Annotated in this window: 20 protein-coding genes and 1 riboswitch; of the genes, 9 read left to right on the forward strand and 11 right to left on the reverse strand. The window is 67.1% G+C overall.

What is annotated here, in order from left to right; genetic code table 11:
* Nucleotides 1–7 precede the first annotated feature (7 nt).
* A complete protein-coding gene (locus CT3_RS00450; protein ID WP_066538654.1) occupies nucleotides 8–874 on the forward strand; it encodes an HpcH/HpaI aldolase/citrate lyase family protein in 867 nt (288 codons plus the stop codon).
* A 77-nt stretch (nucleotides 875–951) separates the two neighbouring features.
* Here CT3_RS00450 and CT3_RS00455 read toward each other — a convergent pair whose 3' ends face one another.
* Nucleotides 952–2259, reverse strand: coding sequence for a Glu/Leu/Phe/Val family dehydrogenase (locus tag CT3_RS00455; protein WP_066538656.1), 1308 nt, complete (start codon nucleotides 2257–2259; stop codon nucleotides 952–954).
* 338 nt (nucleotides 2260–2597) lie between these two features.
* On the opposite strand from CT3_RS00455, the gene CT3_RS00460 reads away from it, so the two are divergent.
* Nucleotides 2598–3527 carry a fumarylacetoacetate hydrolase family protein gene (locus CT3_RS00460; protein ID WP_083520498.1) on the forward strand — a complete coding sequence of 310 codons (930 nt, stop codon included), beginning with the start codon at nucleotides 2598–2600 and terminating at the stop codon, nucleotides 3525–3527.
* Between the two features lie 42 nt (nucleotides 3528–3569).
* On the opposite strand, the gene CT3_RS00465 is transcribed toward CT3_RS00460, so the two are convergent.
* From CT3_RS00465 to CT3_RS00475, 3 genes are all read right to left on the reverse strand, one after another.
* The gene (locus tag CT3_RS00465; protein ID WP_066538657.1) at nucleotides 3570–4544 is read right to left on the reverse strand and encodes a Bug family tripartite tricarboxylate transporter substrate binding protein; all 975 of its coding nucleotides are present in this window, start codon (nucleotides 4542–4544) and stop codon (nucleotides 3570–3572) included.
* Between the two features lie 103 nt (nucleotides 4545–4647).
* Nucleotides 4648–5550 (reverse strand): PPK2 family polyphosphate kinase, encoded by a 903-nt coding sequence (locus CT3_RS00470; protein WP_066538658.1) that lies wholly within the window; start codon nucleotides 5548–5550, stop codon nucleotides 4648–4650.
* 138 nt (nucleotides 5551–5688) lie between these two features.
* On the reverse strand, nucleotides 5689–6606 hold the full coding sequence (locus tag CT3_RS00475) for a LysR family transcriptional regulator (RefSeq protein WP_066538659.1): 918 nt from the start codon (nucleotides 6604–6606) through the stop codon (nucleotides 5689–5691).
* A 94-nt stretch (nucleotides 6607–6700) separates the two neighbouring features.
* Here CT3_RS00475 and CT3_RS00480 point away from each other — a divergent pair, with 94 nt between their 5' ends.
* The 3 genes from CT3_RS00480 to metH all read left to right on the forward strand — a co-directional run bounded on the left by CT3_RS00480 (nucleotide 6701) and on the right by metH (nucleotide 11146).
* Nucleotides 6701–7222, forward strand: a complete 522-nt coding sequence (locus CT3_RS00480; RefSeq protein WP_066538661.1) for a PACE efflux transporter — start codon at nucleotides 6701–6703, stop codon at nucleotides 7220–7222.
* Nucleotides 7223–7543: 321 nt separating this feature from the next.
* Nucleotides 7544–8212: a VIT1/CCC1 transporter family protein gene (locus CT3_RS00490; protein ID WP_225608808.1), complete on the forward strand. Its 669-nt coding sequence runs from the start codon at nucleotides 7544–7546 to the stop codon at nucleotides 8210–8212.
* A 44-nt stretch (nucleotides 8213–8256) separates the two neighbouring features.
* Nucleotides 8257–8360: riboswitch (S-adenosyl-L-homocysteine riboswitch) on the forward strand.
* A gap of 35 nt (nucleotides 8361–8395) precedes the next feature.
* On the forward strand, nucleotides 8396–11146 hold the full coding sequence (gene metH / locus CT3_RS00495) for a methionine synthase (RefSeq protein ID WP_083520488.1): 2751 nt from the start codon (nucleotides 8396–8398) through the stop codon (nucleotides 11144–11146).
* An 85-nt stretch (nucleotides 11147–11231) separates the two neighbouring features.
* On the opposite strand, the gene CT3_RS00500 is transcribed toward metH, so the two are convergent.
* From CT3_RS00500 to CT3_RS00525, 6 genes are all read right to left on the reverse strand, one after another.
* Nucleotides 11232–11432: a hypothetical protein gene (locus tag CT3_RS00500; protein WP_066538664.1), complete on the reverse strand. Its 201-nt coding sequence runs from the start codon at nucleotides 11430–11432 to the stop codon at nucleotides 11232–11234.
* A 171-nt stretch (nucleotides 11433–11603) separates the two neighbouring features.
* Nucleotides 11604–11987, reverse strand: a complete 384-nt coding sequence (locus CT3_RS00505; protein ID WP_066538665.1) for a hypothetical protein — start codon at nucleotides 11985–11987, stop codon at nucleotides 11604–11606.
* Nucleotides 11988–12335: 348 nt separating this feature from the next.
* The gene (locus CT3_RS00510; RefSeq protein ID WP_066538666.1) at nucleotides 12336–13019 is read right to left on the reverse strand and encodes an ankyrin repeat domain-containing protein; all 684 of its coding nucleotides are present in this window, start codon (nucleotides 13017–13019) and stop codon (nucleotides 12336–12338) included.
* 89 nt (nucleotides 13020–13108) lie between these two features.
* Nucleotides 13109–13867, reverse strand: a complete 759-nt coding sequence (locus CT3_RS00515) for an SDR family NAD(P)-dependent oxidoreductase (RefSeq protein WP_066538668.1) — start codon at nucleotides 13865–13867, stop codon at nucleotides 13109–13111.
* An 83-nt stretch (nucleotides 13868–13950) separates the two neighbouring features.
* On the reverse strand, nucleotides 13951–14919 hold the full coding sequence (locus tag CT3_RS00520) for a tripartite tricarboxylate transporter substrate binding protein (protein WP_066538670.1): 969 nt from the start codon (nucleotides 14917–14919) through the stop codon (nucleotides 13951–13953).
* A 189-nt stretch (nucleotides 14920–15108) separates the two neighbouring features.
* On the reverse strand, nucleotides 15109–16026 hold the full coding sequence (locus CT3_RS00525; protein ID WP_066538672.1) for a LysR family transcriptional regulator: 918 nt from the start codon (nucleotides 16024–16026) through the stop codon (nucleotides 15109–15111).
* Nucleotides 16027–16103: 77 nt separating this feature from the next.
* On the opposite strand from CT3_RS00525, the gene CT3_RS00530 reads away from it, so the two are divergent.
* Together CT3_RS00530 and CT3_RS00535 are read left to right on the forward strand one after the other, a co-directional pair.
* Complete coding sequence (locus CT3_RS00530) at nucleotides 16104–16598, forward strand: CidA/LrgA family protein (RefSeq protein ID WP_066538673.1); 495 nt, start codon at nucleotides 16104–16106, stop codon at nucleotides 16596–16598.
* The gene (locus tag CT3_RS00535; RefSeq protein WP_066538674.1) at nucleotides 16580–17275 is read left to right on the forward strand and encodes an LrgB family protein; all 696 of its coding nucleotides are present in this window, start codon (nucleotides 16580–16582) and stop codon (nucleotides 17273–17275) included. The genes CT3_RS00530 and CT3_RS00535 overlap by 19 nt, the downstream gene beginning before the upstream one ends.
* Before the next feature lie 167 nt (nucleotides 17276–17442).
* On the opposite strand, the gene scpC is transcribed toward CT3_RS00535, so the two are convergent.
* On the reverse strand, nucleotides 17443–19011 hold the full coding sequence (scpC, locus tag CT3_RS00540; protein ID WP_066538676.1) for a succinyl-CoA:acetate CoA-transferase ScpC: 1569 nt from the start codon (nucleotides 19009–19011) through the stop codon (nucleotides 17443–17445).
* Between the two features lie 386 nt (nucleotides 19012–19397).
* Between scpC and CT3_RS00545 the strand changes: the two genes are divergently transcribed.
* Both CT3_RS00545 and CT3_RS00550 read left to right on the forward strand, forming a co-directional pair.
* A complete protein-coding gene (locus CT3_RS00545) occupies nucleotides 19398–20411 on the forward strand; it encodes a YihY/virulence factor BrkB family protein (protein WP_083520499.1) in 1014 nt (337 codons plus the stop codon).
* Nucleotides 20412–20891: 480 nt separating this feature from the next.
* Nucleotides 20892–21755: a branched-chain amino acid ABC transporter permease gene (locus CT3_RS00550; RefSeq protein ID WP_066538678.1), complete on the forward strand. Its 864-nt coding sequence runs from the start codon at nucleotides 20892–20894 to the stop codon at nucleotides 21753–21755.

Here is a 21755-nt window from a genome sequence, read left to right on the forward strand (position 1 = left end):
CCCTGCCATGTCCGCACTGGTGCAGCACGCCTGCTCGTTTCTGTTCGTCCCTGCCAACCGCCCCGAGCGCCTGCCCAAGGCCCTGGCCAGCGGTGCCGACATGGTGATCGCCGACTGGGAGGATGCGGTGGCACCGGCCGACAAGGACGGCGCCCGCGCCGCCCTGCTGGCCGCATGCGCCGACCTGTCTGCGGCGCAGCGTGCCCGCCTGCTGGTGCGCATCAATGCCGCAGGCACGGCCTGGCACGCACCGGATCTGCGTGCGCTGGCGCAGCTGGTCGCGCAGGGCGTGGCCGGTGCCGTGGTGCCCAAGGCCGAGTCGGCCGATACGCTGCAGGGCGTGGCCACCGCGGCGGGCAGCGCCTGTGCGCTGGTGCCGCTGATCGAGTCGGTGGCCGGGCTGGATGCCGCGGATGCCCTGGCCCGCGCGCCGCAGGTGGCCCGGCTGGCCTTCGGCCATCTGGATTTTCAGGTGGATGCGGGCATGCAGTGTGCGTCGGACGAAGCCGAGCTGCTGCCGGTGCGCATGGCCCTGGTGCTGGCCTCGCGCCGGGGCGCACTGGCGCAGCCCATCGACGGGGTGACCGTGGACACGCGTGATGCAGCCACCACCACCGCCGACACCCGGCGTGCCCAGCGCATGGGCTTCGGCGCCAAGCTGTGCATCCACCCGGCGCAGGTGGCCGCCGTGCATGCGGTGTTTGCACCCACGCCCGAAGCCGTAGAGCGTGCCCGGCAGGTGGTGCAGGCCATGGAGGCCGCGCAGGGCGGGGTGTGCGTGCTGGACGGCCGCATGGTCGATGCCCCGGTGCTCCACCTGGCGCGCCAGACCCTGCAGCGCCATGCCTGGGCACTGCAACGCAGCCCCCACTGAAGCTCGGTGCAGGTGGCCTGTGGCCATGGAAAAAGGGCCGCTGACGCGGCCCTTGTGGACTGGACGGGGTCCAGGCTTTATGGGTACAGACCGCGCATTTCGCGGGCGTGCAGAATGCGCTTGCAGGCCACGATGAAGGTGGCGGTGCGCAGCGACACCTTGTTCTCCTGCGCCACCTGCCAGATGCCGGCAAAGGCCTCCTGCATGATGCGCACCAGGCGGGCGTTGATTTCGTCCTCGGTCCAGAAGAAGCTGGAGAAATCCTGCACCCATTCGAAGTAGGACACCGTCACGCCGCCGGCGTTGGCGATCACGTCGGGCAGCACCAGCACGCCCTTGTCGTTCAGGATGTCGTCGGCTTCCGGGGTGGTGGGGCCGTTGGCGCCTTCGATCACCATCTTCGCCTTGATCTTGCCGGCATTCTTGGCCGTGATCTGGCCTTCCAGTGCGGCGGGAATCAGGATGTCGCAGTCCACGCCCCAGAACTCCTCGTTCTTGAGCTTGTCGCCGCCCTTGAAGCCGCCGACGCCGCCGGTATTGCCCACATGCTCCAGCAGTGCGGGCACATCAAAGCCCTTGGCGTTGTAGATGCTGCCGGTATGGTCCTGCACCGCCACCACGATGGCGCCGGCATCGGCAAACAACTTGCCGGCCGTGCCACCCACATTGCCGAAGCCCTGCACCGCCACGCGGGCACCCTGGATGGCCAGGCCGGTGAGCTTGGCCGCTTCCACGCCCACGGTGAACACGCCACGGCCCGTGGCTTCCACCCGGCCCAGCGAACCGCCCAGGTCCACCGGCTTGCCGGTGACCACGCCGGTGGAGGTGGCGCCGGTGTTCATGGAGTAGGTGTCCATCATCCAGGCCATGATCTGGCCGTTGGTGTTCACGTCCGGCGCCGGGATGTCCTTGGAGGGGCCGATCATCATGCCGATTTCGCTGGTGTAGCGGCGTGTCAGGCGCTCCAGCTCACCGCGGGTCAGCGTCTTGGGATCGACACGGATGCCGCCCTTGGCGCCGCCATAGGGCACGTTCACGGCCGCGTTCTTCACCGACATCCAGGCAGACAGTGCCATCACTTCGGACAGCGTCACATCCTGGTGGAAGCGCACGCCGCCCTTGCCGGGGCCGCGGCTCAGGTTGTGCTGCACGCGGTAGCCCTCGAAGTGGGCGATGGTGCCGTTGTCCAGTTCGATCGGCACATCCACGATCAGGATGCGCTTGGGACGCTTGAGCGTTTCCACCCAGCGCGCCAGCGAGCCCAGATAGGGCGTGACCCGGTCTACCTGCTGCAGGTAGTTGCCCCAGGGGCCAAGGTCATGGGCGTTGAGGTAGGAGGGCAGCGCATGTGCCGGTTTGGATGCGGAGGTACTGGAGGCTTGCATGGTAGGGCCTGGGTGGAGATGGAATGGATGCCGCCCGCTGCGCGAGTGGGCGGCATCCGCCTGCTTTTTTCCAGAGTAGGCACAGCGGCGGATGCTGTCCAAGGCCAGTTGGTTGCGCTCTCATGCATTTTGCGCATGATCTGGGATCGGTGTCTAACTTTCGGACAAAGTGATTGCAACAGAAGTCTTCTGTTGCAGTGTTTCCCGCGCGAAAGCCGTGCGCCAGCGCGGAAAACCCTTGTCGCGGTGCATGCCCTGGCAGCGCCTAGGGTCACCTGGAGGTGGCGCAAAGCCTGCGGGCCGCACAGGCGGACGCGGAATTTGCCATCATCGGCACCATGCCTGAAAAGAACGATTGCCAGGACGGCTGGTGCGCCAGCGGTCCTGCCCCCTTTGCCAACACCCCCCCCATCGGCCTGGCCCCCGCGCTGCAGGACCAGCACGACGTGCTGCCGGACTGGAGCAAGCAGGCCCCCGACCTGCACGAAGACGCCTATGCCATGGCCGATGCGCTGTGGTGGTCGCGCAAGCTGGGCGCTTCCCAGGCCCTGGGGGCCGATGTCGCACCGCTGCTGCGCGGACCGGATGATGCCCGCGCCGTGCAGCGCGCACTGGCGCAGACCTATGGCTGGTGGCCTGCCGACCGTGCGCCGCGCTACTGGAAGAGCGGCGGCCCTGGCCGTGCCCAGCCCCTGGTGCATGTCCCTCTGCCGGAGCCGGGGGTGCTCAGTGGTCTGGCCGAAGCGCCGCCGCCCGGACCGGTGTTCCAGCTGCGCGGCGCCGAAGCGGAAATTGCGCTGCGCATCGGCAGCGCGGTCTCGGCCGAACAGGCCGCGGCGCTGGACCACGCCGCTGCGCTGGCGCTGGTGGATGCCTGGTGCGTGGCACTGGAGTGGGTGGACGTGCGCTGGCGCGATGGCCTGAAGGCCCCCGCGCTGGCCCAGCTGGCCGACGGCCAGTGCCACGGAGGCCTGCTGCTGGGCGACTGGCAGGGCATGGACGTGCTGCAGGGGCGGGACTGGAGTGCGCAGACCTGCGCCGTCACGCTCAACGGCGGCGCGCCGCAGGTCTTTACCGGCACGCACAGCCTGGGCGATCCGGCCTGGCTGCTGCGCGACTGGCTGCAGCATGTGGCGCAGGCCTACGGCAGTGTGCCGGCCGGGACGGTGGTCACCACCGGCACCTGGTGCGGCTGCATGCAACTGCAGGCCGGTGACCGTTTCCATGCCGAATTTGCCGGCCTGGGCGCATTGGCCTGGCAGTTCTGACGCAGGCCTGCCGCCGCGCAGGCGGCAAGCCCTGCCGGGGCGTTACAGCGTGATGCGGGCCTTGCGGATGATGTCCGCATTGGCGCGGCTTTCCTGCTGCAGCAGGTTGCCAAATTCCGCCGGGCTCATCTGCAGGCCCACGTTGTCGGTGCTGCGCAGTGCTTCCTGGATGGCGGGCGTGGCCAGCTGGGCCTGGACCACGCTGCTCAGGCGCAGCACCACGTCGCTGGCGGTGCGCGCCGGCGCCACAAAGCCGAACAGCGAGGTGATGTTGGCCGCCGCCAGGCCTTTTTCTGCCAGCGTGGGTACCTGGGGCTGGTTGGGTGCGCGCTGCGGGCCGGTCGTGGCCAGCACGCGCAGCTTGCCCTGGGTGATCAGGCCGTTGATGGTGCCATAGGGGTTGCCGGTCATGATCTCGAAATGCCCGCCCACGGCGTCGTTCACCGTCTGGCCCACGCCCTTGTAGGGCACATGCACAAACTGCGCACCTGTCTGGTGCTGGATCTGCTCCAGCATGATGTGGCCCACCGAGCCCACACCGGAGGTGGCAAAGCGGATGGTGCCGGGCTGGGCCTTGGCCTGGGCGATCAGGTCTTCCCAGCTCTTGCCCTGGAAGGCCGGCGTGGCCAGCACATAGACCGGCGAATACATCATCGGTGCCACGGCCACCACGTCCTTGGCGGGGTCGTAGGGCAGCTTCATCAGGTGGGGCGACAGCGTCAGCGGGCTGATGGCGGTCAGGGCCAGCGTATACCCATCGGGCGCGGCCTTCAGCACCTCGGCCATGCCCACGGTGCCGCCGGCACCGCCCTTGTTTTCCACCACCATGGGCTGGCCCAGGGCCTGGGCCATCTGGTCGATCAGCCGGCGGCCCACGCTGTCGGTGACGCCGCCGGCGGCATAGGGAATCACCACCCGGATCGGCCGGGCGGGCCAGGGGCTCTGGGCCCAGACGGGCAGGGCGGCCGCGGTGCAGAGAGCGGTGCTGCGGGACAGAAACAGGCGGCGGTCGATCATCGGTAGGGCTCCAGTACGGGAACGGTGTGGCAAGGCATCCATGCTCGGTGCCGCGGCGCAGCTCGTCCATAGACGCTGTCCCTAGGCCCAGGGGGACACGCACTCAGACCACGGTGATTTTTTCCAGTGCCGGGTCCCCGGGCGGGTAGCGCAGATCCAGGTTGTGCAGCAGCTCGCGCAGCAGCGTGGCCACCATCAGGTTGCGGTGGGTCTTGGAATCGGCCGGCACGATGGTCCACGGCGCCCAAGGCGTGTGCGTGGCGGCCAGCAGGTGGGCATAGGCCTGCTGGTAGTCGTGCCACTGGGCGCGCACCTGCAGGTCGTTCTGGTCGAACTTCCAGTGCTTGGCCGGGTCGTCCAGACGCTCCTGCAGGCGCAGGCGCTGCTCGTCCTGGCTGATGTGCAGCATGAACTTGACGACGAGGGTGCCGGTCTCGCTGAGCATGCGTTCGAAGTCGTTGATCTGCGCGTAGCGCTGCTGTTGCTGCTCGGGCGTGAGCCAGCCGTTGACCACGGGCACCAGCACGTCTTCATACTGGCTGCGGTTGAAGACCACCACCTCGCCCGCGCCCGGCATCTGCTGGTGGATGCGCCACAGATAGTCGTGGGCTTTCTCGGTTTCGGTGGGTGCTTTCCAGCCCACGGTACGCACGCCCAGTGGCGACATCTGGCCGAACACGCCGCGCAAGGTGCCGTCCTTGCCGGCCGCATCCATGCCCTGCAGGATCACCAGCAGCTTGTAGCGCCGGTCGGCGTAGAAGATGTTCTGCAGCCCGTCCAGCTCCCCGGCCAGCTCCAGCACCCTGGCCTTGTCCTGCGACTTGCCTTTGCCGGTGGCAAACGGTTTTCCGGCCGGATCGAAGTGCGACAGGTCCACAAAGCGCCCGGTGCTGCCGGCCTGCGGGGTGCCCGGCTGGCAGCTTTGCCAGCGCTTGCGCAGCGCCGCATCGCGGCTGGTGAACGGGGAGGCGGGTGTGGAAGGGGGCGCGGCTTTCTTGGTGGCCATGGCAGGCGGCTCCTGGTGCAGAGGGAAATGCTGGCAAAACCGTAGCTGCTTGTGCCATCCACAAGCACTGCTGCAACTGTTGTGCCATAAATCCGCGGGCTGCGCCAGCAGGCATCTGCAGTGCTCAGTGTCCGGTGCTCAGTGCGCGGGGCGTTCGCGCAGCATGTGCACAAAGCGCTGCGCGGCCAGGCCCAGGGGCCGCTCCTTGGACCAGACCCAGTCCACGAACAAGGTGGTGCCGTTGCTCAGGTTCTGCACGGGAATCTCCAGCAGCGTGCCGGCGGCAATGTGGGTTTCCACCAGGCCCTTGGGCAGCCAGCCCCAGGCCAGGCCGGTGCTGATCAGCGACAGCGCCGCCTGGTGGCTGTCGGTGCGCCACTGCTGGTGGGCAAACACAAAGCGCGGATCGGTCTGCTGCGGGTCGCGGCTGGCCACCAGCACCTGGCGCGTGGCGGCCAGCTGGTCCACGTTCAGCTGGGGGGCGGGCCCCCCGGGTGCCTGGGCGGCCAGCGCGGCGCGCCAGGGGGCGAACTGCGGGGCCATCACGGCCACCAGGGTTTCCTGGCCCATTTCCTGGAAGTCCTCGCGCCCGTCAATCGCCGGGCGCTCGAACACCAGGGCCAGCTGGGCGCGGCCGGCGTGCAGCAGCTCCAGCGCATCATCCTGTGGCGCGGCCAGCACCTCCACCGTCAGTGCGGGGAATTCCTGCACCAGCGGCACCAGGCCATCGGCCCAGCCGGTGGACAGCAGCTCGGGCGCAATGGCAAAGGTCAGCCGCTCTTCCAGCCCCTGGTGCAGGGCCTGGGCCTGCTGGTTGAGCTGCTGCAGCTGGGCGGCCAGCAGACGTGCCTGCGGCTCCAACGCACGGGCCGCGGCGGTGGGCCGGGGTTCGCGCCCGCTGCGGTCGAACAGCTGCAGGTCCAGCTCGGCCTCCAGCTGGGCAACGGCCATGCTGACGGCCGACGGCACGCGCCCCAGCCGGCGCGCGGCGGCGGAAAACGAGCCGCTGTCCAGCACGGCCAGAAACAGCGGGACCTGTTCGGGAGGAAAAGCCATGCCGGGCAATCTATCAGTAAATTTGAAAGAAGCTGACTTTCTTCTTCAGTTTTCAAAACATACACTGCGCAGCATGTCGAAACCCGTCTCTGCGATGGCATCCGCAAGTTCTCTCTCTGCCTCTTCCTCTGCTTCGTCTGTTTCTCCCGTAACCGCCACCCCTGCCCGTGCCACCGGCCTGCAAGGGGCCAGGCGCCGCGTGGTGTTTGTCGGCCTGTATGAGCTGATCGCCATCATTGTCTCCAGCCTGCTGTTCATGGCCACAGGCCAGGATTCGGGCGCCTCCGGGGTGATGGCCGTGGTGGCTTCCTCCATCGCCATCCTGTGGAACCTCACGTTCAACTGGCTGTTCGAGCGCTGGGAGTTGCGCCAGAGCCGCAAGGGCCGTTCCCTGCTGCGCCGCATCGTGCATGCCGTGGGCTTTGAAGGCGGTATCGCCGCCATGCTGATCCCGCTGATGGCCTGGTGGTTCGAGATCACGCTGTGGCAGGCTGTGGTGATGGAGGCCGGTCTGCTGGTGTTCTTCATGGTCTACACCTTTGTCTTCAACTGGTGCTTTGACCGCATTTTTGGCCTGCCGGCCTCGGCCCAGGCGCAGCCGGTCGCTGCCAGCTGACCGCCGCGTCTGCAGGGCGGCTACAGCCGCAGCCGCTGCACCCGGCGCGGCAAGCCCCTCTCCATAATCCAAAAAAGCCCGCTGCCATGTAGCGGGCTTTTTTTGCGACGCGCGTTGCGCATACACCCCTGCATCCCGGCATTCCGCGGCACGGCGCTGCACAATGTCAGGCAGGTGCGGCGTCACCCATCCGGGGGATGCCGCCTGTGCCAGGAGTCTGCCGTGCAGCCATCGCCTTCTTCGTCGCCATCGTCTTCCGCAACAGCCCACGCCTCTGCCAGTCCGCCACATACGGTGCAGGACCGCAGTCATGGTGCGGCCTTGTCCAGCCGGCTGAACTGGCTGCGCGCGGCCGTGCTGGGCGCCAATGACGGTGTACTGTCCACCGCCGGCCTGGTGCTCGGCGTGGCCGGGGCCGATGCCAGCTTTTCCGCCCTGCTGGCGGCCGGTGTGGCCGGGCTGGTGGCGGGCGCGTTGTCGATGGCGGCGGGCGAATACGTCTCCGTCAGCACCCAGCGTGATACCGAAAAGGCAGCCGTGCACCAGGAAAAAGCCGAGCTGGCGGCCCTGCCCGAGGCCGAGCTGCGCGAGCTGGCCGCCATGCTGCAGCGCAAGGGCCTGCAGCCCGCCACCGCCCACCAGGCTGCGCTGGAGATGACGCAGCACGACGCCCTGGCCGCCCATGCGGAGCTGGAGCTGGGCATACAGCCCGGCCAGTACACCAACCCCTGGCATGCGGCGTGGGCCTCGGCCGTGTCGTTTGCCGTGGGGGCGCTGGTGCCGTTGCTGACGGTGCTGCTGTCTCCCTCGACCTGGGCCGTGACCTGGACGGCCGTGGCCGTGCTGCTGGCGCTGGTAGCGACCGGCGTGGCATCGGCGCACCTGGGCGGAGCCCCCCGCCTGCCAGCTGCCCTGCGCAATGTGGCAGGCGGCCTGCTGGCCATGGGGGTGACCTATGCCATCGGCCGGGTGGTGGGCGCCCAGCTATAGCCCCGCAGGCACGGCGGCGCTGCACGCCGTAAAATCACAGGCTTCGCCCCAAGGAGCGCTGCAGCGGCCCGGTTGATGCCAACCCGCCCGTCAGGCTTGGGGCCCCGGCAGGCTGCGGCCCTGCCGCATGCAACGGCGCTCACCTGTTTTGTATCCCCAATTGTTTTCACACAGGTGAGTGCGATGTCTGCTGCTGTCCCCGTCTCTATTCCTCCCATGCGCCTGTCGGGCCTGGAGCCCGTGTTCATCGGCGAGGACACGCTGTTCGTCAACGTGGGTGAGCGCACCAACGTCACCGGCTCCAAGGCGTTTGCACGCCTGATCCTGAACGAGCAGTACGAAGAAGCCCTGGCCGTGGCCCGCCAGCAGGTGGAAAACGGCGCACAGGTGATCGACGTGAACATGGACGAGGCCATGCTGGACAGCAAGGCGGCCATGGTGCGCTTCCTGAACCTGATTGCCTCTGAGCCCGACATCGCCAAAGTACCGGTGATGGTGGACAGCTCCAAGTGGGAGGTGATCGAGGCCGGCCTGCGCTGCCTGCAGGGCAAGGGCATCGTCAACTCCATTTCCATGAAGGAAGGTGTGGAGGAATTCAAGAAGCACGCCAAGCTGGTCAAGCGCTATGGCGCGGCCGCCGTGGTGATGGCCTTTGACGAGAAAGGCCAGGCCGACACCTACGAACGCAAGATCGAAATCTGCGAGCGTGCCTACCGCCTGCTGGTCGATGAGGTCGGCTTCCCGCCCGAAGACATCATCTTCGACCCGAACATCTTTGCCGTGGCCACCGGCATCGAAGAGCACAACAACTACGGCGTCGATTTCATCGAAGCCACGCGCTGGATCAAGCAGAACCTGCCCGGTGCCAAGGTGTCCGGCGGCGTGTCCAACGTGTCGTTCTCGTTCCGCGGCAACGACCCGGTGCGCGAAGCCATCCACACCGTGTTCCTGTACCACGCGATTGCGGCCGGCATGGACATGGGCATCGTCAACGCCGGCATGGTCGGCGTGTACGACGACCTGGAACCCCAACTGCGCGAGCGCGTGGAAGATGTGGTGCTGAACCGCCGCCCCGATGCGGCCGAGCGTCTGCTGGAGATCGCAGACCAGGCCAAGGGCAACGCCAAGGACGACAGCAAAAAGCTGGAATGGCGCGGCACGGCCGAGCACCCCCGCACCGTCAGCGAACGCCTGTCGCACGCCCTGGTGCACGGCATCACCGACTTCATCACCGAAGACACGGAAGAGGCCTACCAGGCGATCGTGGTGCAGGGCGGCGGCCGCCCGCTGCACGTGATCGAAGGGCCGTTGATGGACGGCATGAACGTGGTGGGCGACCTGTTCGGCGCGGGCAAGATGTTCCTGCCCCAGGTCGTCAAGTCCGCCCGCGTGATGAAGCAGGCCGTGGCCCACCTGGTGCCCTACATCGAAGAGGAAAAGCGCCAGCAGGAAGCCGCAGGCCTGGATGTGTCGAGCAAGGGCAAGATCGTCATCGCCACCGTCAAGGGCGATGTGCACGACATCGGCAAGAACATCGTCACCGTGGTGCTCCAGTGCAACAACTTCGAAGTCATCAACATGGGCGTGATGGTGCCCTGCCATGAGATCCTGGCCCGTGCCAAGGCCGAAGGTGCGGACATCATCGGTCTGTCCGGCCTGATCACCCCCAGCCTGGAAGAGATGCAGTACGTCGCGGGCGAAATGCACAAGGACGACTACTTCCGCATCAAGAAGATTCCGCTGCTGATCGGCGGCGCCACCTGCTCGCGCGTGCACACGGCCGTGAAGATTGCGCCCAACTACGAAGGCCCGGTGGTCTATGTGCCCGATGCCTCGCGCTCGGTCAGCGTGGCGCAGAGCCTGCTGGGCGAAGGCAAGGACGCCTATGTCAGCGAGGTGATGGCCGACTACGACAAGGCCCGCAGCCAGCACGCCAACAAGAAGAAGACCCCGCTGTGGACGCTGGAGCAGGCCCGCGCCAATGCCACGCCGGTGGACTTTGCCCACCATGCCCCCGTGGTGCCCCGTGCGCTGGGGCGCAAGGTGTTCCAGAACTTCGATCTGGCCGAGATTGCCCGCTACATCGACTGGGGCCCGTTCTTCCAGACCTGGGACCTTGCTGGTCCCTATCCCGCCATCCTCGAGGACGAGGTCGTGGGCGAGCAGGCCCGCCAGGTGCTGGCCGACGCCCAGGCCATGCTCAAGAAGATCATCGAAGGCCGCTGGCTGCAGGCCAATGGCGTGATGGGCCTGTTCCCTGCCAACCGGGTGGGCGACGACGTCGTGTTCTACACCGATGAATCACGCACCCAGGTGCTGAGCACCTGGTACGGCATGCGCCAGCAGACCGAAAAGCAGATCGTGGACGGCGTGATGCGCCCCAGCCGCTGCCTGGCCGACTTTGTGGCCACCAGGGACAGCGGCATTGCCGACTACGCCGGCATGTTCGCCGTCACCGCGGGCATTGGTGCCGAGAAGAAGGACCAGGAATTCGAAGCCGCGCTGGACGACTACAGCGGCATCATGTTCAAGGCCCTGGCCGATCGCCTGGCCGAAGCCTTTGCCGAGTGCCTGCACGAGCGCGTGCGCAAGGACCTGTGGGGCTATGCCGAAGACGAGCAGCTGAGCAACGAGCAGCTGATCAAGGAACAGTACAAAGGCATCCGTCCCGCGCCGGGCTACCCCGCCTGCCCCGACCACACGGCCAAGACCGATCTGTTCAAGGTGCTGAACGCCCAGGAGATCGGCATGACCCTGACCGAAAGCCTGGCCATGTTCCCGGCCTCCAGCGTCAGCGGCTTCTACCTGGGCCACACCGACGCCACCTACTTCAACGTAGGCCAGATCGGTGAAGACCAGCTGGAAGACATGGCCCAGCGTCGCGGCATCGATCTTGAGACGATGCGACGGGCACTGGCACCGAACCTGGGCTGATTTTTTTCACGCCATCTCCCAAGCAAAAAGCCAAGGCACTGCCTTGGCTTTTTGCTTGGGGCTGCGACCTTCCGGCCGCAGCCGTTCAGGCCTTCTTGACCATGTGCTGCGGGCGCTTTTTGGCCTTGGCGTGCTTGGTGGCCTTGGCCTTGTGGGGCGTGGCGTGCGCCGACGTCTTCTTGGCGGCGGAGACCTGGGTGTGCTGGCTGGCCGTCAGCGGGCTGCTGTAGGCGGCAGGGGCCAGAAAGGCGGCGGCAAGGCCGAGGGCGAGCAAGGTGCTTTTCATCTGTTATCTCCAGGTTATTGAAAAGACGGACAAGAGTTCCGCGCCCATTCTGGTGCCTGTGGACCAGGGCCGGCAATCACTGGGAAATACGTATTTCAGGCCTGGGGATTCGCTCATCTGGCGTTCAGGTGGTGCTGCTAGCGTGGGCGCCTGCGGACCGGTCGTGGCTGCTCAGTAGGTGATCTGGATATTCGCCATGTCGTCGTGGTTGCCGGTGGTGCTCAGCAGGCGGCGGCCCTGGTCGTCGACCACGATGAAATGCGTGGGGTTCTGGGGGTCGCGCTTGGCGGTGACCTGGATTTCCTTCACCCGCTGTCCGCTGATGATCACGGCCTTGGACGTGGGCCGGTTGGGCGGAAAGATCAGGCAGGAATGGCCGGCCAGTTCACCCTGGGCACAGGCTTCGGTGCCGTAGAGCTTGGCGGGCTTGCCGCCGTAGGTGATGGGGGTTCCGGGAGGGAAGTGCAGGGTTTCGGGAAGCATGGCTTCGTCGAACAGGCAGCCGCCCAAGGCAAGGGTGGCCGCCAGCAGCAGGCCGCGGCGGATGGTGAGCATGTGGTTTTCCTCCCTGAGCGCAATCTTTTTTATGGCTGCGGACGCAGGGCTGCCCCGGAACGAAAAGCGTTTTTCAGGGATGACCGTTGGTCGGCGCAGGCGCGAGGGTAGCGTGCTCTGGCGCGGCGGTGGATTGAAAAAATCTTTGCATTCCGCCGGGCAGTTCGAAGATTCCCTCAGTGCGGTGCATGAATGCGCCTTGCATGTGCGGCGACGTCGTACAAATTCTTCTGATGGAAATGGCAGTTCACGCATGCTGTGTGCGTGTGGGTTGCTCTTATCTTGATAGTTTTTGTGGTGGTGCACGCAGCACGCCCTGCGCCACGGCAACCCGGGGCGCGGGGCGGGTCAGCGCCCGCCTGCGGCGCGCAGCAGATCGGCGATGGCGGTGTAGCCGCGCTGCTGGGCATGCTGCAGCGGGCGCACGCCGTCGCCATCGGCCAGGTTGGGGTTGGCGCCAGCGGCCAGCAGCAGTTGCACGATCTGCTGGTGGCGGGGGCCGCCGTCGCTCAGCAAGATGGCTTCCAGCAGCGCTGTCCAGCCCAGGCGGTTGATGTGGTCCACCTCCACGCCGGCGGTGATCAGTGTGCGTACGGCCTCCACATGGCCGCGCTCGGCGGCGGGAATCAAGGCGGTGCCGCCGTAGCGGTTGGTGCTGCGCAGGTCGGCGCCGTGGGCCAGGGTGAGCTGCAGGATCTCGAGCAGCCCACGTGCGCCGGCGTACAGATAGGGGCTGTCCTGGATAGCGTCCTTGGCATTCACATCGGCCCCGGCGGCCACCAGCAGGCGCGCGGCTTCCACCTGGTTGGCATGGGTGGCGGCCAGCAAGGCGGTGCGGCCCGCGCCGTCGCGCCCATCCACGGGTACGCCCTGTTGCAGCTGCTGGCGCAGCACGGCGGTGTCACCGCGTGTGGCGGCTTCGTGCAAGGCAGTGGCAGACATGGCGTGCAGCAGTGGCAAGCCGCCCAGTCCGAACAGCAGCGCAGCGGTACGGTACAGAGTGTGGCGGCGGGCGTGAAAGGATGGCGTCATGGCAATGCAACACGGCAGCGGAAGCGGCTGCCCAGGGCCGCAGCATAGCCGGCGCAGCGTGGGCGCGGTGTACGCAGTGGCACACCGGATCAGGCCGCCAGATAGCCACCATCCACATTCAGCACCGTGGCGGTGATGTAGCTGGCCAGCGGTGATGCCAGAAAGGCCACGGGCCCAGCGATCTCGGCGGGCTCGCCATAGCGCTTGAGCGGCACGCGGCGCAGGATGTATTCCACATGCCGGGGGTCCTTGCGGGTCTGCTCGGTCATGCCGGTCAGCATCACGCCAGGTGCCACCGCATTCACGCGGATGCCCTGGGGGGCCAGCTCCAGTGCCATCACCTTGGTCAGCATCTCGACGGCCGCCTTGGAGGTGGAATAGGCGATGGACCCCGGCGAGGCGCGCGAGGCCGAGATGGAGCCCACGTTCACCACATTGCCGCCGCTGGCCGCCAGCAGGGCCTGGAAGGCCAGGATGGTGTGGCGCGCGCCGTCCAGGTTGATGTCCATGGTGCGGCGCCACTGCGCATCGCGGTCCGGGCTGTCGAAAGCGTGCTTGGGGCGGATGCCGGCGTTGTTCACCAGCACCAGGCGGTGACCGGCAGGCAGTGACAGCGCCGCCGCCGCGGCCTGGCAGGCAGCGGCATCCGCCACATCCAGCGCCAGACTGGAAGCCACACCGCCGCGGCTGCGGATGTCTGCGGCGGTGGCCGCCGCCGCCTCACCATCGAGGTCGCTGACCACCAGATGGGCACCCATGGCGGCCAGACCCAGGGCCACGGCCTGGCCTATGCCCCGACCGGCGCCGGTGATGAAAACAGTGTGCTGGGCCAGAAAGGCATCGTGCATGGGCGGAGGTGAAAAGCGTTTTCAGAAAACGGCAGGGCCTGCGGCCCTGCCTGGGAGGGTGCGCAGCGCGGACGGCGGCGCGTTCAACCCACGGTGGCGCCGCTGATGCGCACCACCTGCTGGTAACGGGCCAGTTCCAGGCGCATGAAGGCGCCGAAGGCATCCGGGGTGCTGGTGACGGTTTCCATCATCATGTCGCGGTACAAGGCCATCACTTCGGCGCTGTACAAGGCTTTCACCGCCTGGGTGTTCAGGCGCTGCACCACCTCCGCGGGCGTGCCGGCCGGAGCCACCAGCCCCCACCAGGTGTCGATCTGGAAGCCTTTGAAACGTTCGGCCACCGCGGGCAGGTCGGGCAGCAGTTCGCTGCGCTGGGCGGTGGTCACGGCCAGGGCCTTGAGCTTGCCGGCGCGGATGTTGGCCGCTGCGCTGGCCAGGTTGTCGAAGGAGCAATCCACCTGGCCCGACAGCAAGGCCAGCTGGGACGGTGCACCGCCGTTGTAGGGCACGTGCACGATGTCCACCTGGGCCTCGCGCTTGAACATCTCGCCGGCCAGATGACCGGCGCTGCCGTTGCCGCCGCTGGCGTAGGTCAGCTTGCCGGATTCGCGCCGCGCAAAATCCACAAAATCGCCCAGGCTGGCGATGCCGCGCCGCTGTGCCACCTCGGCATTCACCACCAGCACGTTGGGGATGCGCGTCATCTGGGTGATGGGCGCAAAGTCCTTGATCGGGTCGTAGGCCAGGTTGGCGAACAGCCAGGGGTTGATGGCGTTGGTGGCCACAGCGGCAATGCCCAGGGTCATGCCGTCGGCCGGTGCGCGCGCCACAGCCGCCATGCCGATGCCGCCTCCGCCGCCCGGGCGGTTCTCGATGATGACGGTGCCCAGGTCGGCCTCCAGCATCGTGGCCATGCGGCGCACGCTCAGGTCAATGGCGCCGCCGGCGGCATAGGGCACGACGATGCGCACGGGCTTGCCAGCCGCCCGGGTGGGCAGCGTGGGAATGGCACAGGAGGCCGCAGCAGCGGCAAGAAAATGTCGGCGTTGCATATGTCTCGGTGTCGTTGTGGTGAAGCGCCCTGCAGCGGCGGGGCTGCCCGATTACACCAGCAATGCCCCGGTGCCGGGTGGCACCTGCGCAGGGGCCGGCATCGGCTTTGGCAGGTACGAGGCGCAGCAGACGCCGGGGCGTTGGGGCCGCACCACCTGTGACCCCCTGGTCCCAGCACCCTTGGGAGACTAGGACTGCGGAAGCGGCGGCTGGTCCGCCCCCTGCAGCGGGCGGGGATAGACGGCCCGCACGCAGTCCAGCCAGGCCCGCGCGGCGCGGGACAGGTAGCCGGGCCGCCACATCAGGGCCACATCCCAGGTGATCGCCGGCTCGGTCAGCGGACGGCTGGCCACGCGCCGGGGGTCATAGCGGGCGATGACATGCTCGAACATCACGGCCACGCCCACGTCGGCGGCCACCAGATGGCCGATGAAGTCCCAGTAGCGCGTCTGCACCTTGACCTGGGGCGAGAAGCCCGCTGCCTCGCACTGCTGCAGCACATGCTCATGCAGCGCAAAGTCCGAGGTGTAGAGCACAAAGGGCAGGTCGCGCAGATCCTGCCAGCGCAGCGGCCGGTCGGGATCGCCCACGCGGTGCACGGGCAGGACCACGCGGGTTTTCTGCCGCGCCACGGTGTAGCGTTCCAGCGCCGGATCGGGGGCCGAGAACAGGCCCAGCGCCATGTCCAGCTTGCCGTCCTGGATCAGCTGGTACTGGGCGCGTGCCCCCTGTTCGTTGACCTGCAGGTGCACGCCCGGAAAGCGCTGCTGGAACAGTGCAATCACCGGCGCCATGTAGTGGCCGGTGGTGGGCATGATGCCCACGCTCAGCTCGCCGCGCGTGATGTTGTCCACCTCGGCCACCTGCTGGCGCAGCAGCCGGGCCTGGTCCAGCATCTCCTGCCCCCGGTCATAGACCACCTGGCCCGCATCGGTCAGTTGCACCCCGCGGCCCTCGCGCAGCAGCAGCGGGCCGCCCAGCTCGTCCTCCAGCGCCTTGACCATCTTGCTGATGGTGGGCTGGGTCACATGCAGGGTTTCGGCCGCCCGGGTGAAACCGTTCTGGCGCACCACCTCGATGAAGTAGCGCAGGGCACGCAGGTCCATGGGGATTCCTTTAAAGCATGGCTTTTATGGAAATTATTCATTTTACGAATACAGGGGTAAACCCTAGACTTTGTCCCATGTCAAGAATTCCGACCCTGCCTGCGCGGCCCCTCACCCTCCGTGCGGGACGGTCCGTCTGGCCGCTGGCCAGGGTGGTGCTGCAGGTGGGCCTGCTCAGTGCGATCTGGGCGGCCATGGAAGGCATGCGCCAGCATTTTGGCTGGAGCATGCCGGCCGGTCTGATCGGTTTCGGCCTGCTGGCCGTGGGCCTGTTCACGGGGCTGGTCAAGGCCCAGTGGCTGCAGGCCGGCACCAATTGGCTGATGGCCGAGATGCTGCTGTTCTTTGTCCCCGCCATGCTGGTGGTGACCGAGTACCCCGACCTGATCCGCCACCAGGGCCTGCGCATCCTGGCGGTGATCGTGATCAGCACCGCCTGCGTGATGGCGGTGACGGCGCTGGCCGTGGACCGGGTCTACCGCCTGGAGCTGTGGCTGGCGCGCCGCAAATCCACGGCCCGTGCGCGCCGTGCGGTGCGGGAGGAGGTGCGAACATGCTCTCGAACCAGGTGATCGGCCTGCTGTCCTTTGCCGCCACCGTGGCGTGCTATGCGGTGAACAAGCGCCTGTACGGCCGCCACCCGCATGTGCTGCTGATGCCCATCATCGCCACGCCCGTGGTGCTGGTCACGCTGGCCCTGCTCACGCAGGTGCGCTTTCCCCAGTACTACGCCCAGACGCACTGGCTGGTCTGGCTGCTGGGGCCCACCACCGTGGCGTTTGCGCTGCCACTGCATGCCCACAGGGACCTGCTGCGCAAGCACTGGATGTCGATTGCCACCGGCGTGCTGGCGGCCACCGTGGTGTCCATCGGCACCTCGGTGACCTTTGCCCAGTGGTTCGGTCTGCCCGAAGAGCTGGAAAAAGGCCTGGTCGTGCGCTCTATCACCACGCCATTCGCCATCGAGGCCGAGAAGGTGCTGGGCGGCCCCACCGATCTGGCCGCGCTGTTTGTGCTGCTCACCGGCGTCAGCGCCATGCTGCTGGGCCAGACCGTGCTGCGCCTGCTGCCCCGCATCCGCAGCAAGCTGGCCACCGGTGCCTGCTGGGGCGGTGCGGCACACGGCAGCGGTGTGGCGCGCGCCCGCCAGGCCGGCGAGGTGCAGGCGGTGATGGCATCGCTGGTGATGCTGATTGCCGGTGCGGTGAACGTGCTGGCGGCGCCCTTCATCAAGACGCTGTTGTTCTGATCAGGCGGCCGGGTGTGCGGGAGGGCCGCGTGCACCCGGCCTTCAAACAAAGCCCACAACCCCCAAAAAAGGCGCTGCGATGCAGCGCCTTGGGGGCAGGTGCGGGCGGCGTTGGTGCAGCCCGCGTGTCGTTCCCGTGCCACCCGCCCACAGACCGTGCCGGGTGCTTATGCCGCTCGCACGCGGGGGACGGGTGCGGCCGCGTGCATGCTGCCGGTCTTCAGATAGCGCTGGTGCCAGGCATAGGCCTCTTCCAGCAGGTGGGGCGTGTGCTTGCCCGGGGCATCGCGCAGCGCGCGCTCCAGGTAGTCGGTCATTTCCGCCCGGTAGTCCGGGTGCACGCACTGCGCAATGATCAGCCGCGCGCGCTGCACCGGTGCCAGACCGCGCAGATCGGCCAGGCCCTGTTCGGTGACGATGACCTGCACATCGTGCTCGGTGTGGTCCACATGGGACACCATGGGCACGATGCAGCTGATGTTCCCGCCCTTGGCCATGGACGGTGTCATGAAGATGGACAGGTAGGCGTTGCGTGCAAAGTCGCCGCTGCCGCCGATGCCGTTCATGATGGACGAGCCCATCACGTGCGTGCTGTTGACGTTGCCGTACATATCGGCCTCGATCAGCGCGTTCATGGAGATCAGACCCATGCGGCGGATCAGCTCCGGGTGGTTGGAGATCTCCTGCGGGCGCAGGATCACCCGTGAGCGGTAGCGGTCGATGTCGGCCAGAAAGCGTTCCATGGCCGCCGGGCTGAGCGCCAGCGAGGTGGTGGACGCCGTCGCGAGCTTGCCCGATTCCAGCATGTCCAGCATGCCGTCCTGCAGCACTTCGGTGTAGGCGTGCAGCTGCTCGAACGGGCCGTGGTTGAGACCGGCCAGCACCGCGTTGGCGATGTTGCCCACGCCGGACTGCAGGGGCAGCAGCTCGGGCGGCAGGCGGCCCACTTTCACCTCGTGCTGCAGGAAGTCGATGATGTGCTGGGCGATGCGCTGTGAATCGGCATCGGGCGCCGTGAAACCGGCCAGCCTGTCACGCTGCTGCGTGGGCACCACGGCGATCACCTTGTCCAGATCGCAATGCAGGTAGGGGTCGCCAATGCGGTCGTACGGGTGCACCATGGGAATGGGCTTGCGCAGTGGGGGCACAGCCGCGCCGTAGTAGATGTCGTGCATGCCTTCCAGCGCGGCGGGCTGGGCGCTGTTGACTTCCAGAATGATCTTGTCGGCCTGCTCCAGCCAGGTCTTGTTGTTGCCCACCGACGTCGACGGAATCAGGCGCCCGTCGGGCAGGATGCCGGCCACCTCGACCACCGCCACATCCAGGTGGCCCAGGAAGCCGAACCACACATACTGCGCCACATGCGAGAGGTGGATGTCCACGTACTGCATGCGCCCTTCATTGATTTCCTTGCGCACCGTGGGATCGGACTGGTAGGGCAGGCGGCGTTCGATGCCGTGCACCTTGGCCAGTGCGCCATCCAGTTCGGCCGAGGTCGAGGCGCCGGTCCACAGGCTGATGCGGAACTGGCCGCCGTGGGCATTCTGTTCCTCGATGCGGCGGGCCAGCGCCTGGGGCACGGCCTTGGGGGCGCCCGCCGGGGTGAAGCCGCTCATGCCCAGCGTCATGCCGGACTGGATCAGGCTGGCGGCCTGGTCGGCCGTCATGATGCGTTCGCGCAATGCGGGGCACAGCACGCGGTCCGCAGGGGATGCGTGGGTGAAGGTGGTGTGCATGGGCTTGTCTCTTCCATGGCACTGTCACTGCGGCAGTGCTTCTGTGGTTTTTTCGGGTTGCACCTTAAGTGCTAACCCGCAGTGTTCCATACCGCCCGGACCGCACGCCAGCGTAGTTGACAAGGGGAAACCCTGATGATTTTTTCAGCAAACGGTAGATGTAATCTGGGCGACATTTCACGTATCCGGCGCAGTGGCGGAGCTTGCAGCAGGCCACTGACCGTGGCCGCAGCCGGGGGGCTGGGACGGCCTGCGCTGTCCCAGCCGCGCCTGGCTCAAGATCCCCCGGCATCCATGCGCCAGGCCGCCCGATGGCGGTGCTGCCGTAGCGCCCACGGCCCGGTGGAGGCTGGCGGTACAGCGCCTGTGCCGCCACAATGGGCCGCATGGCTTTCGACCTCACCCTTTGGAAGCACCGGGCCACACGCCTGCTGCGCCCCGTACAGCCCGTGATCGATTCGGTACAGCTGTGGCTGCAGGCCGATGGATTGCGCATGAGTGCCGCGCTGTCGTTCTACGGCATGCTCAGCCTGTCGCCGCTGCTGCTGCTGATCGTGGCGCTGCTGGGCTGGTGGCTGGATCGCTCGGTGATCGAAAGCGAGCTGCTGGACCAGGCCAGTGCGGTGATGGGCAACCAGGGCGCTTCGGTGCTCAAAGCCGCCATGGCCAGTGCCCAGACCAAGAAGGAAGGCCTGCTGGCATCGGCGCTGAGTCTGGTGCTGCTGGCCTCGGGCGCCACCGGGGTGTTTGCGGAACTGCAGAACTCATTACGCAAGCTGTGGGTGGTGGGCCGCGATGTGCCGCCCGAGCCCGCCAAACCCTGGTGGAGCATGGCCACCATCCGCCTGCGCGGCCTGGGCTATGTGGTGGTGCTGGGGCTAATGCTGCTGGTGTCCATGGTGCTGTCCACCGGGCTCAAGCTGGCGTCGGACTGGGCCGGCACGGTGCTGCCGATTGCGCCGCTGGGCCAGGTGATGCTGGTGGTCAACGAGTTGGTGTCGTTCGCCGTGTCCGTGGCGCTGTTCTGGGGCGTGATGCGCCTGGGCAGCGGGCCCAAACCCCCGACGCGTTACCTGGTGTTCGGCGCCATGGTGGGCGCGGCGCTGTTCTCCGTGGGCAAACAGGCATTTGCCTGGTATCTGTCCACTGCTGCCGTGGTGTCGGCCTATGGTGCGGCCGGTTCGTTGGTGGTGCTGCTGATGTGGATTTACTTCACCTCGGCCATCCTGCTGTACGCAGCGGCCTGTGCGCGGGCTTTCGGTGCCACCCAGCCCCCGGTGTTCGGCATGCCGCGCAACTGGCAGGACCCGCTGGCGGTCGCGCCGCCGGCCACGGCGCAACCGCCCGTGCCAACCACACCCACCGCGCCGCAACCGGCGTACGGCGGGCTGCAGCACTAGTCCGCGCCTTCCATGCAGAACGCTGCGGCATTACGCCCCGCAGGGTGTGACCCATGGGGCTCCGCAGCGCTGCCGCCGTGCCGGTGGCAGCGGCCGAAGGCTTTGGTCTGGGCAGGCCGTTGTCGATGCGCTGCAGGGATGGATGCGCCGCTCGTCTGTTGTGCTCAGCGCCTTTCGATACGCATGTAGCAAACCGTTTCCGGGGCCTCAGGGTTGTCCCTGGGAACGCGAAAACCGCGGCGGCGCAGCTGTCATCTGCGTTACCCAAAACGGTTGGGGTTTGCCCTTGTGGTTCTGCATTGCAGAACACCCCTCTTGTTTGCAGCCCCTGGCTTGTTGAGCATGGAGACAGCGCGAGGCCCGTGCTGCATGGCAGCAGGGCCTGGTGATCCAGACTCAACAAGGAGCGAGACATGCGTGGTGACACATGGCGCGCCGCCGCCGGGCAACCGGATGGCGGCCGATGGAGGAGGTTCTGAGATGGACGTCTTCCTGCAGCAAGTACTCAACGGCCTGACGCTGGGCGGCATCTACGGCCTGGTGGCCCTGGGCCTGACGCTGGTGTACGGCATTTTGCATGTGCCCAATTTCGCGCACGGCGGTTTCTACATGATCGGTGCCTTTGTGGCACTGCACGCCATGGTGGCCTGGAGCTGGGGGTACTGGTCGGCCATGGTGATGGCGGCGGTGACCGTGGCGGTGCTGGGCATCGTCAGCGAACGGCTGGTGTTCCACCCGCTGCGCAAGGCTTCCCCACTGCACCCCAAGATCGCTTCCATCGGCCTGCTGCTGTTCCTGGAAGCAGGGGCGCAGGCCGTGTGGGGCGCGGACTTCCAGCGCCTGCCCACGCCCTACACCAGCGTGATCGAAATGGGCGGCCTGACGGCCCCGGCCCAGCGCCTGCTGATCATTGCCGCAGCGTTTGCGCTGATGGTGGCGCTGCACCTGTTCCTGACGCGCACCACCACCGGCTCCACCATCATTGCCATGGCGCAGAACCGCGAAGGCGCGTCGCTGGTGGGCATCGATGCCAACCGCGTGGCGATGATGACGTTTGCCATCTCCGGTGCGCTGGCTGCCGTGGCGGCCACGCTGTATGCGCCCATCAACCTGGTCTATCCGGCCATGGGGCAGCTGGTCATCACCAAGGCCTTTGTGATCATCATCCTGGGCGGCATGGGCAGCATCCCGGGGGCGGTGCTGGGCGGGCTGATCATCGGCTTCGCCGAGAGTTTCGGGGCCTACTATATCTCCACCGACTACAAGGACATCATCGCCTTCGTGCTGTTGGTGATCATCCTGTCGCTGCGCCCGCAGGGCCTGTTTGCCAAGAGGGGGCACTGA

The sequence above is a fragment of the Comamonas terrigena NBRC 13299 genome (assembly GCF_006740045.1).
Taxonomy (GTDB): Bacteria; Pseudomonadota; Gammaproteobacteria; order Burkholderiales; family Burkholderiaceae_C; genus Comamonas; species Comamonas terrigena.

What these genes read in the sequence shown, in the direction of transcription:
- CT3_RS00470 (WP_066538658.1), bottom strand. Translation starts at nt 5,550, where the DNA reads ATGGCCACCAAGAAAGCCGCGCCCCCTTCCACACCCGCCTCCCCGTTC.
- CT3_RS00530 (WP_066538673.1), top strand. Translation starts at nt 16,104, where the DNA reads ATGTCAAGAATTCCGACCCTGCCTGCGCGGCCCCTCACCCTCCGTGCG.
- CT3_RS00520 (WP_066538670.1), bottom strand. Translation starts at nt 14,919, where the DNA reads ATGCAACGCCGACATTTTCTTGCCGCTGCTGCGGCCTCCTGTGCCATT.
- CT3_RS00545 (WP_083520499.1), top strand. Translation starts at nt 19,398, where the DNA reads ATGGCTTTCGACCTCACCCTTTGGAAGCACCGGGCCACACGCCTGCTG.
- metH (WP_083520488.1), top strand. Translation starts at nt 8,396, where the DNA reads ATGTCTGCTGCTGTCCCCGTCTCTATTCCTCCCATGCGCCTGTCGGGC.
- CT3_RS00500 (WP_066538664.1), bottom strand. Translation starts at nt 11,432, where the DNA reads ATGAAAAGCACCTTGCTCGCCCTCGGCCTTGCCGCCGCCTTTCTGGCC.
- CT3_RS00480 (WP_066538661.1), top strand. Translation starts at nt 6,701, where the DNA reads ATGGCATCCGCAAGTTCTCTCTCTGCCTCTTCCTCTGCTTCGTCTGTT.
- CT3_RS00550 (WP_066538678.1), top strand. Translation starts at nt 20,892, where the DNA reads ATGGACGTCTTCCTGCAGCAAGTACTCAACGGCCTGACGCTGGGCGGC.
- CT3_RS00475 (WP_066538659.1), bottom strand. Translation starts at nt 6,606, where the DNA reads ATGGCTTTTCCTCCCGAACAGGTCCCGCTGTTTCTGGCCGTGCTGGAC.
- CT3_RS00510 (WP_066538666.1), bottom strand. Translation starts at nt 13,019, where the DNA reads ATGACGCCATCCTTTCACGCCCGCCGCCACACTCTGTACCGTACCGCT.
- CT3_RS00450 (WP_066538654.1), top strand. Translation starts at nt 8, where the DNA reads ATGTCCGCACTGGTGCAGCACGCCTGCTCGTTTCTGTTCGTCCCTGCC.
- CT3_RS00535 (WP_066538674.1), top strand. Translation starts at nt 16,580, where the DNA reads ATGCTCTCGAACCAGGTGATCGGCCTGCTGTCCTTTGCCGCCACCGTG.
- scpC (WP_066538676.1), bottom strand. Translation starts at nt 19,011, where the DNA reads ATGCACACCACCTTCACCCACGCATCCCCTGCGGACCGCGTGCTGTGC.
- CT3_RS00515 (WP_066538668.1), bottom strand. Translation starts at nt 13,867, where the DNA reads ATGCACGATGCCTTTCTGGCCCAGCACACTGTTTTCATCACCGGCGCC.
- CT3_RS00460 (WP_083520498.1), top strand. Translation starts at nt 2,598, where the DNA reads ATGCCTGAAAAGAACGATTGCCAGGACGGCTGGTGCGCCAGCGGTCCT.
- CT3_RS00505 (WP_066538665.1), bottom strand. Translation starts at nt 11,987, where the DNA reads ATGCTCACCATCCGCCGCGGCCTGCTGCTGGCGGCCACCCTTGCCTTG.
- CT3_RS00455 (WP_066538656.1), bottom strand. Translation starts at nt 2,259, where the DNA reads ATGCAAGCCTCCAGTACCTCCGCATCCAAACCGGCACATGCGCTGCCC.
- CT3_RS00465 (WP_066538657.1), bottom strand. Translation starts at nt 4,544, where the DNA reads ATGATCGACCGCCGCCTGTTTCTGTCCCGCAGCACCGCTCTCTGCACC.
- CT3_RS00525 (WP_066538672.1), bottom strand. Translation starts at nt 16,026, where the DNA reads ATGGACCTGCGTGCCCTGCGCTACTTCATCGAGGTGGTGCGCCAGAAC.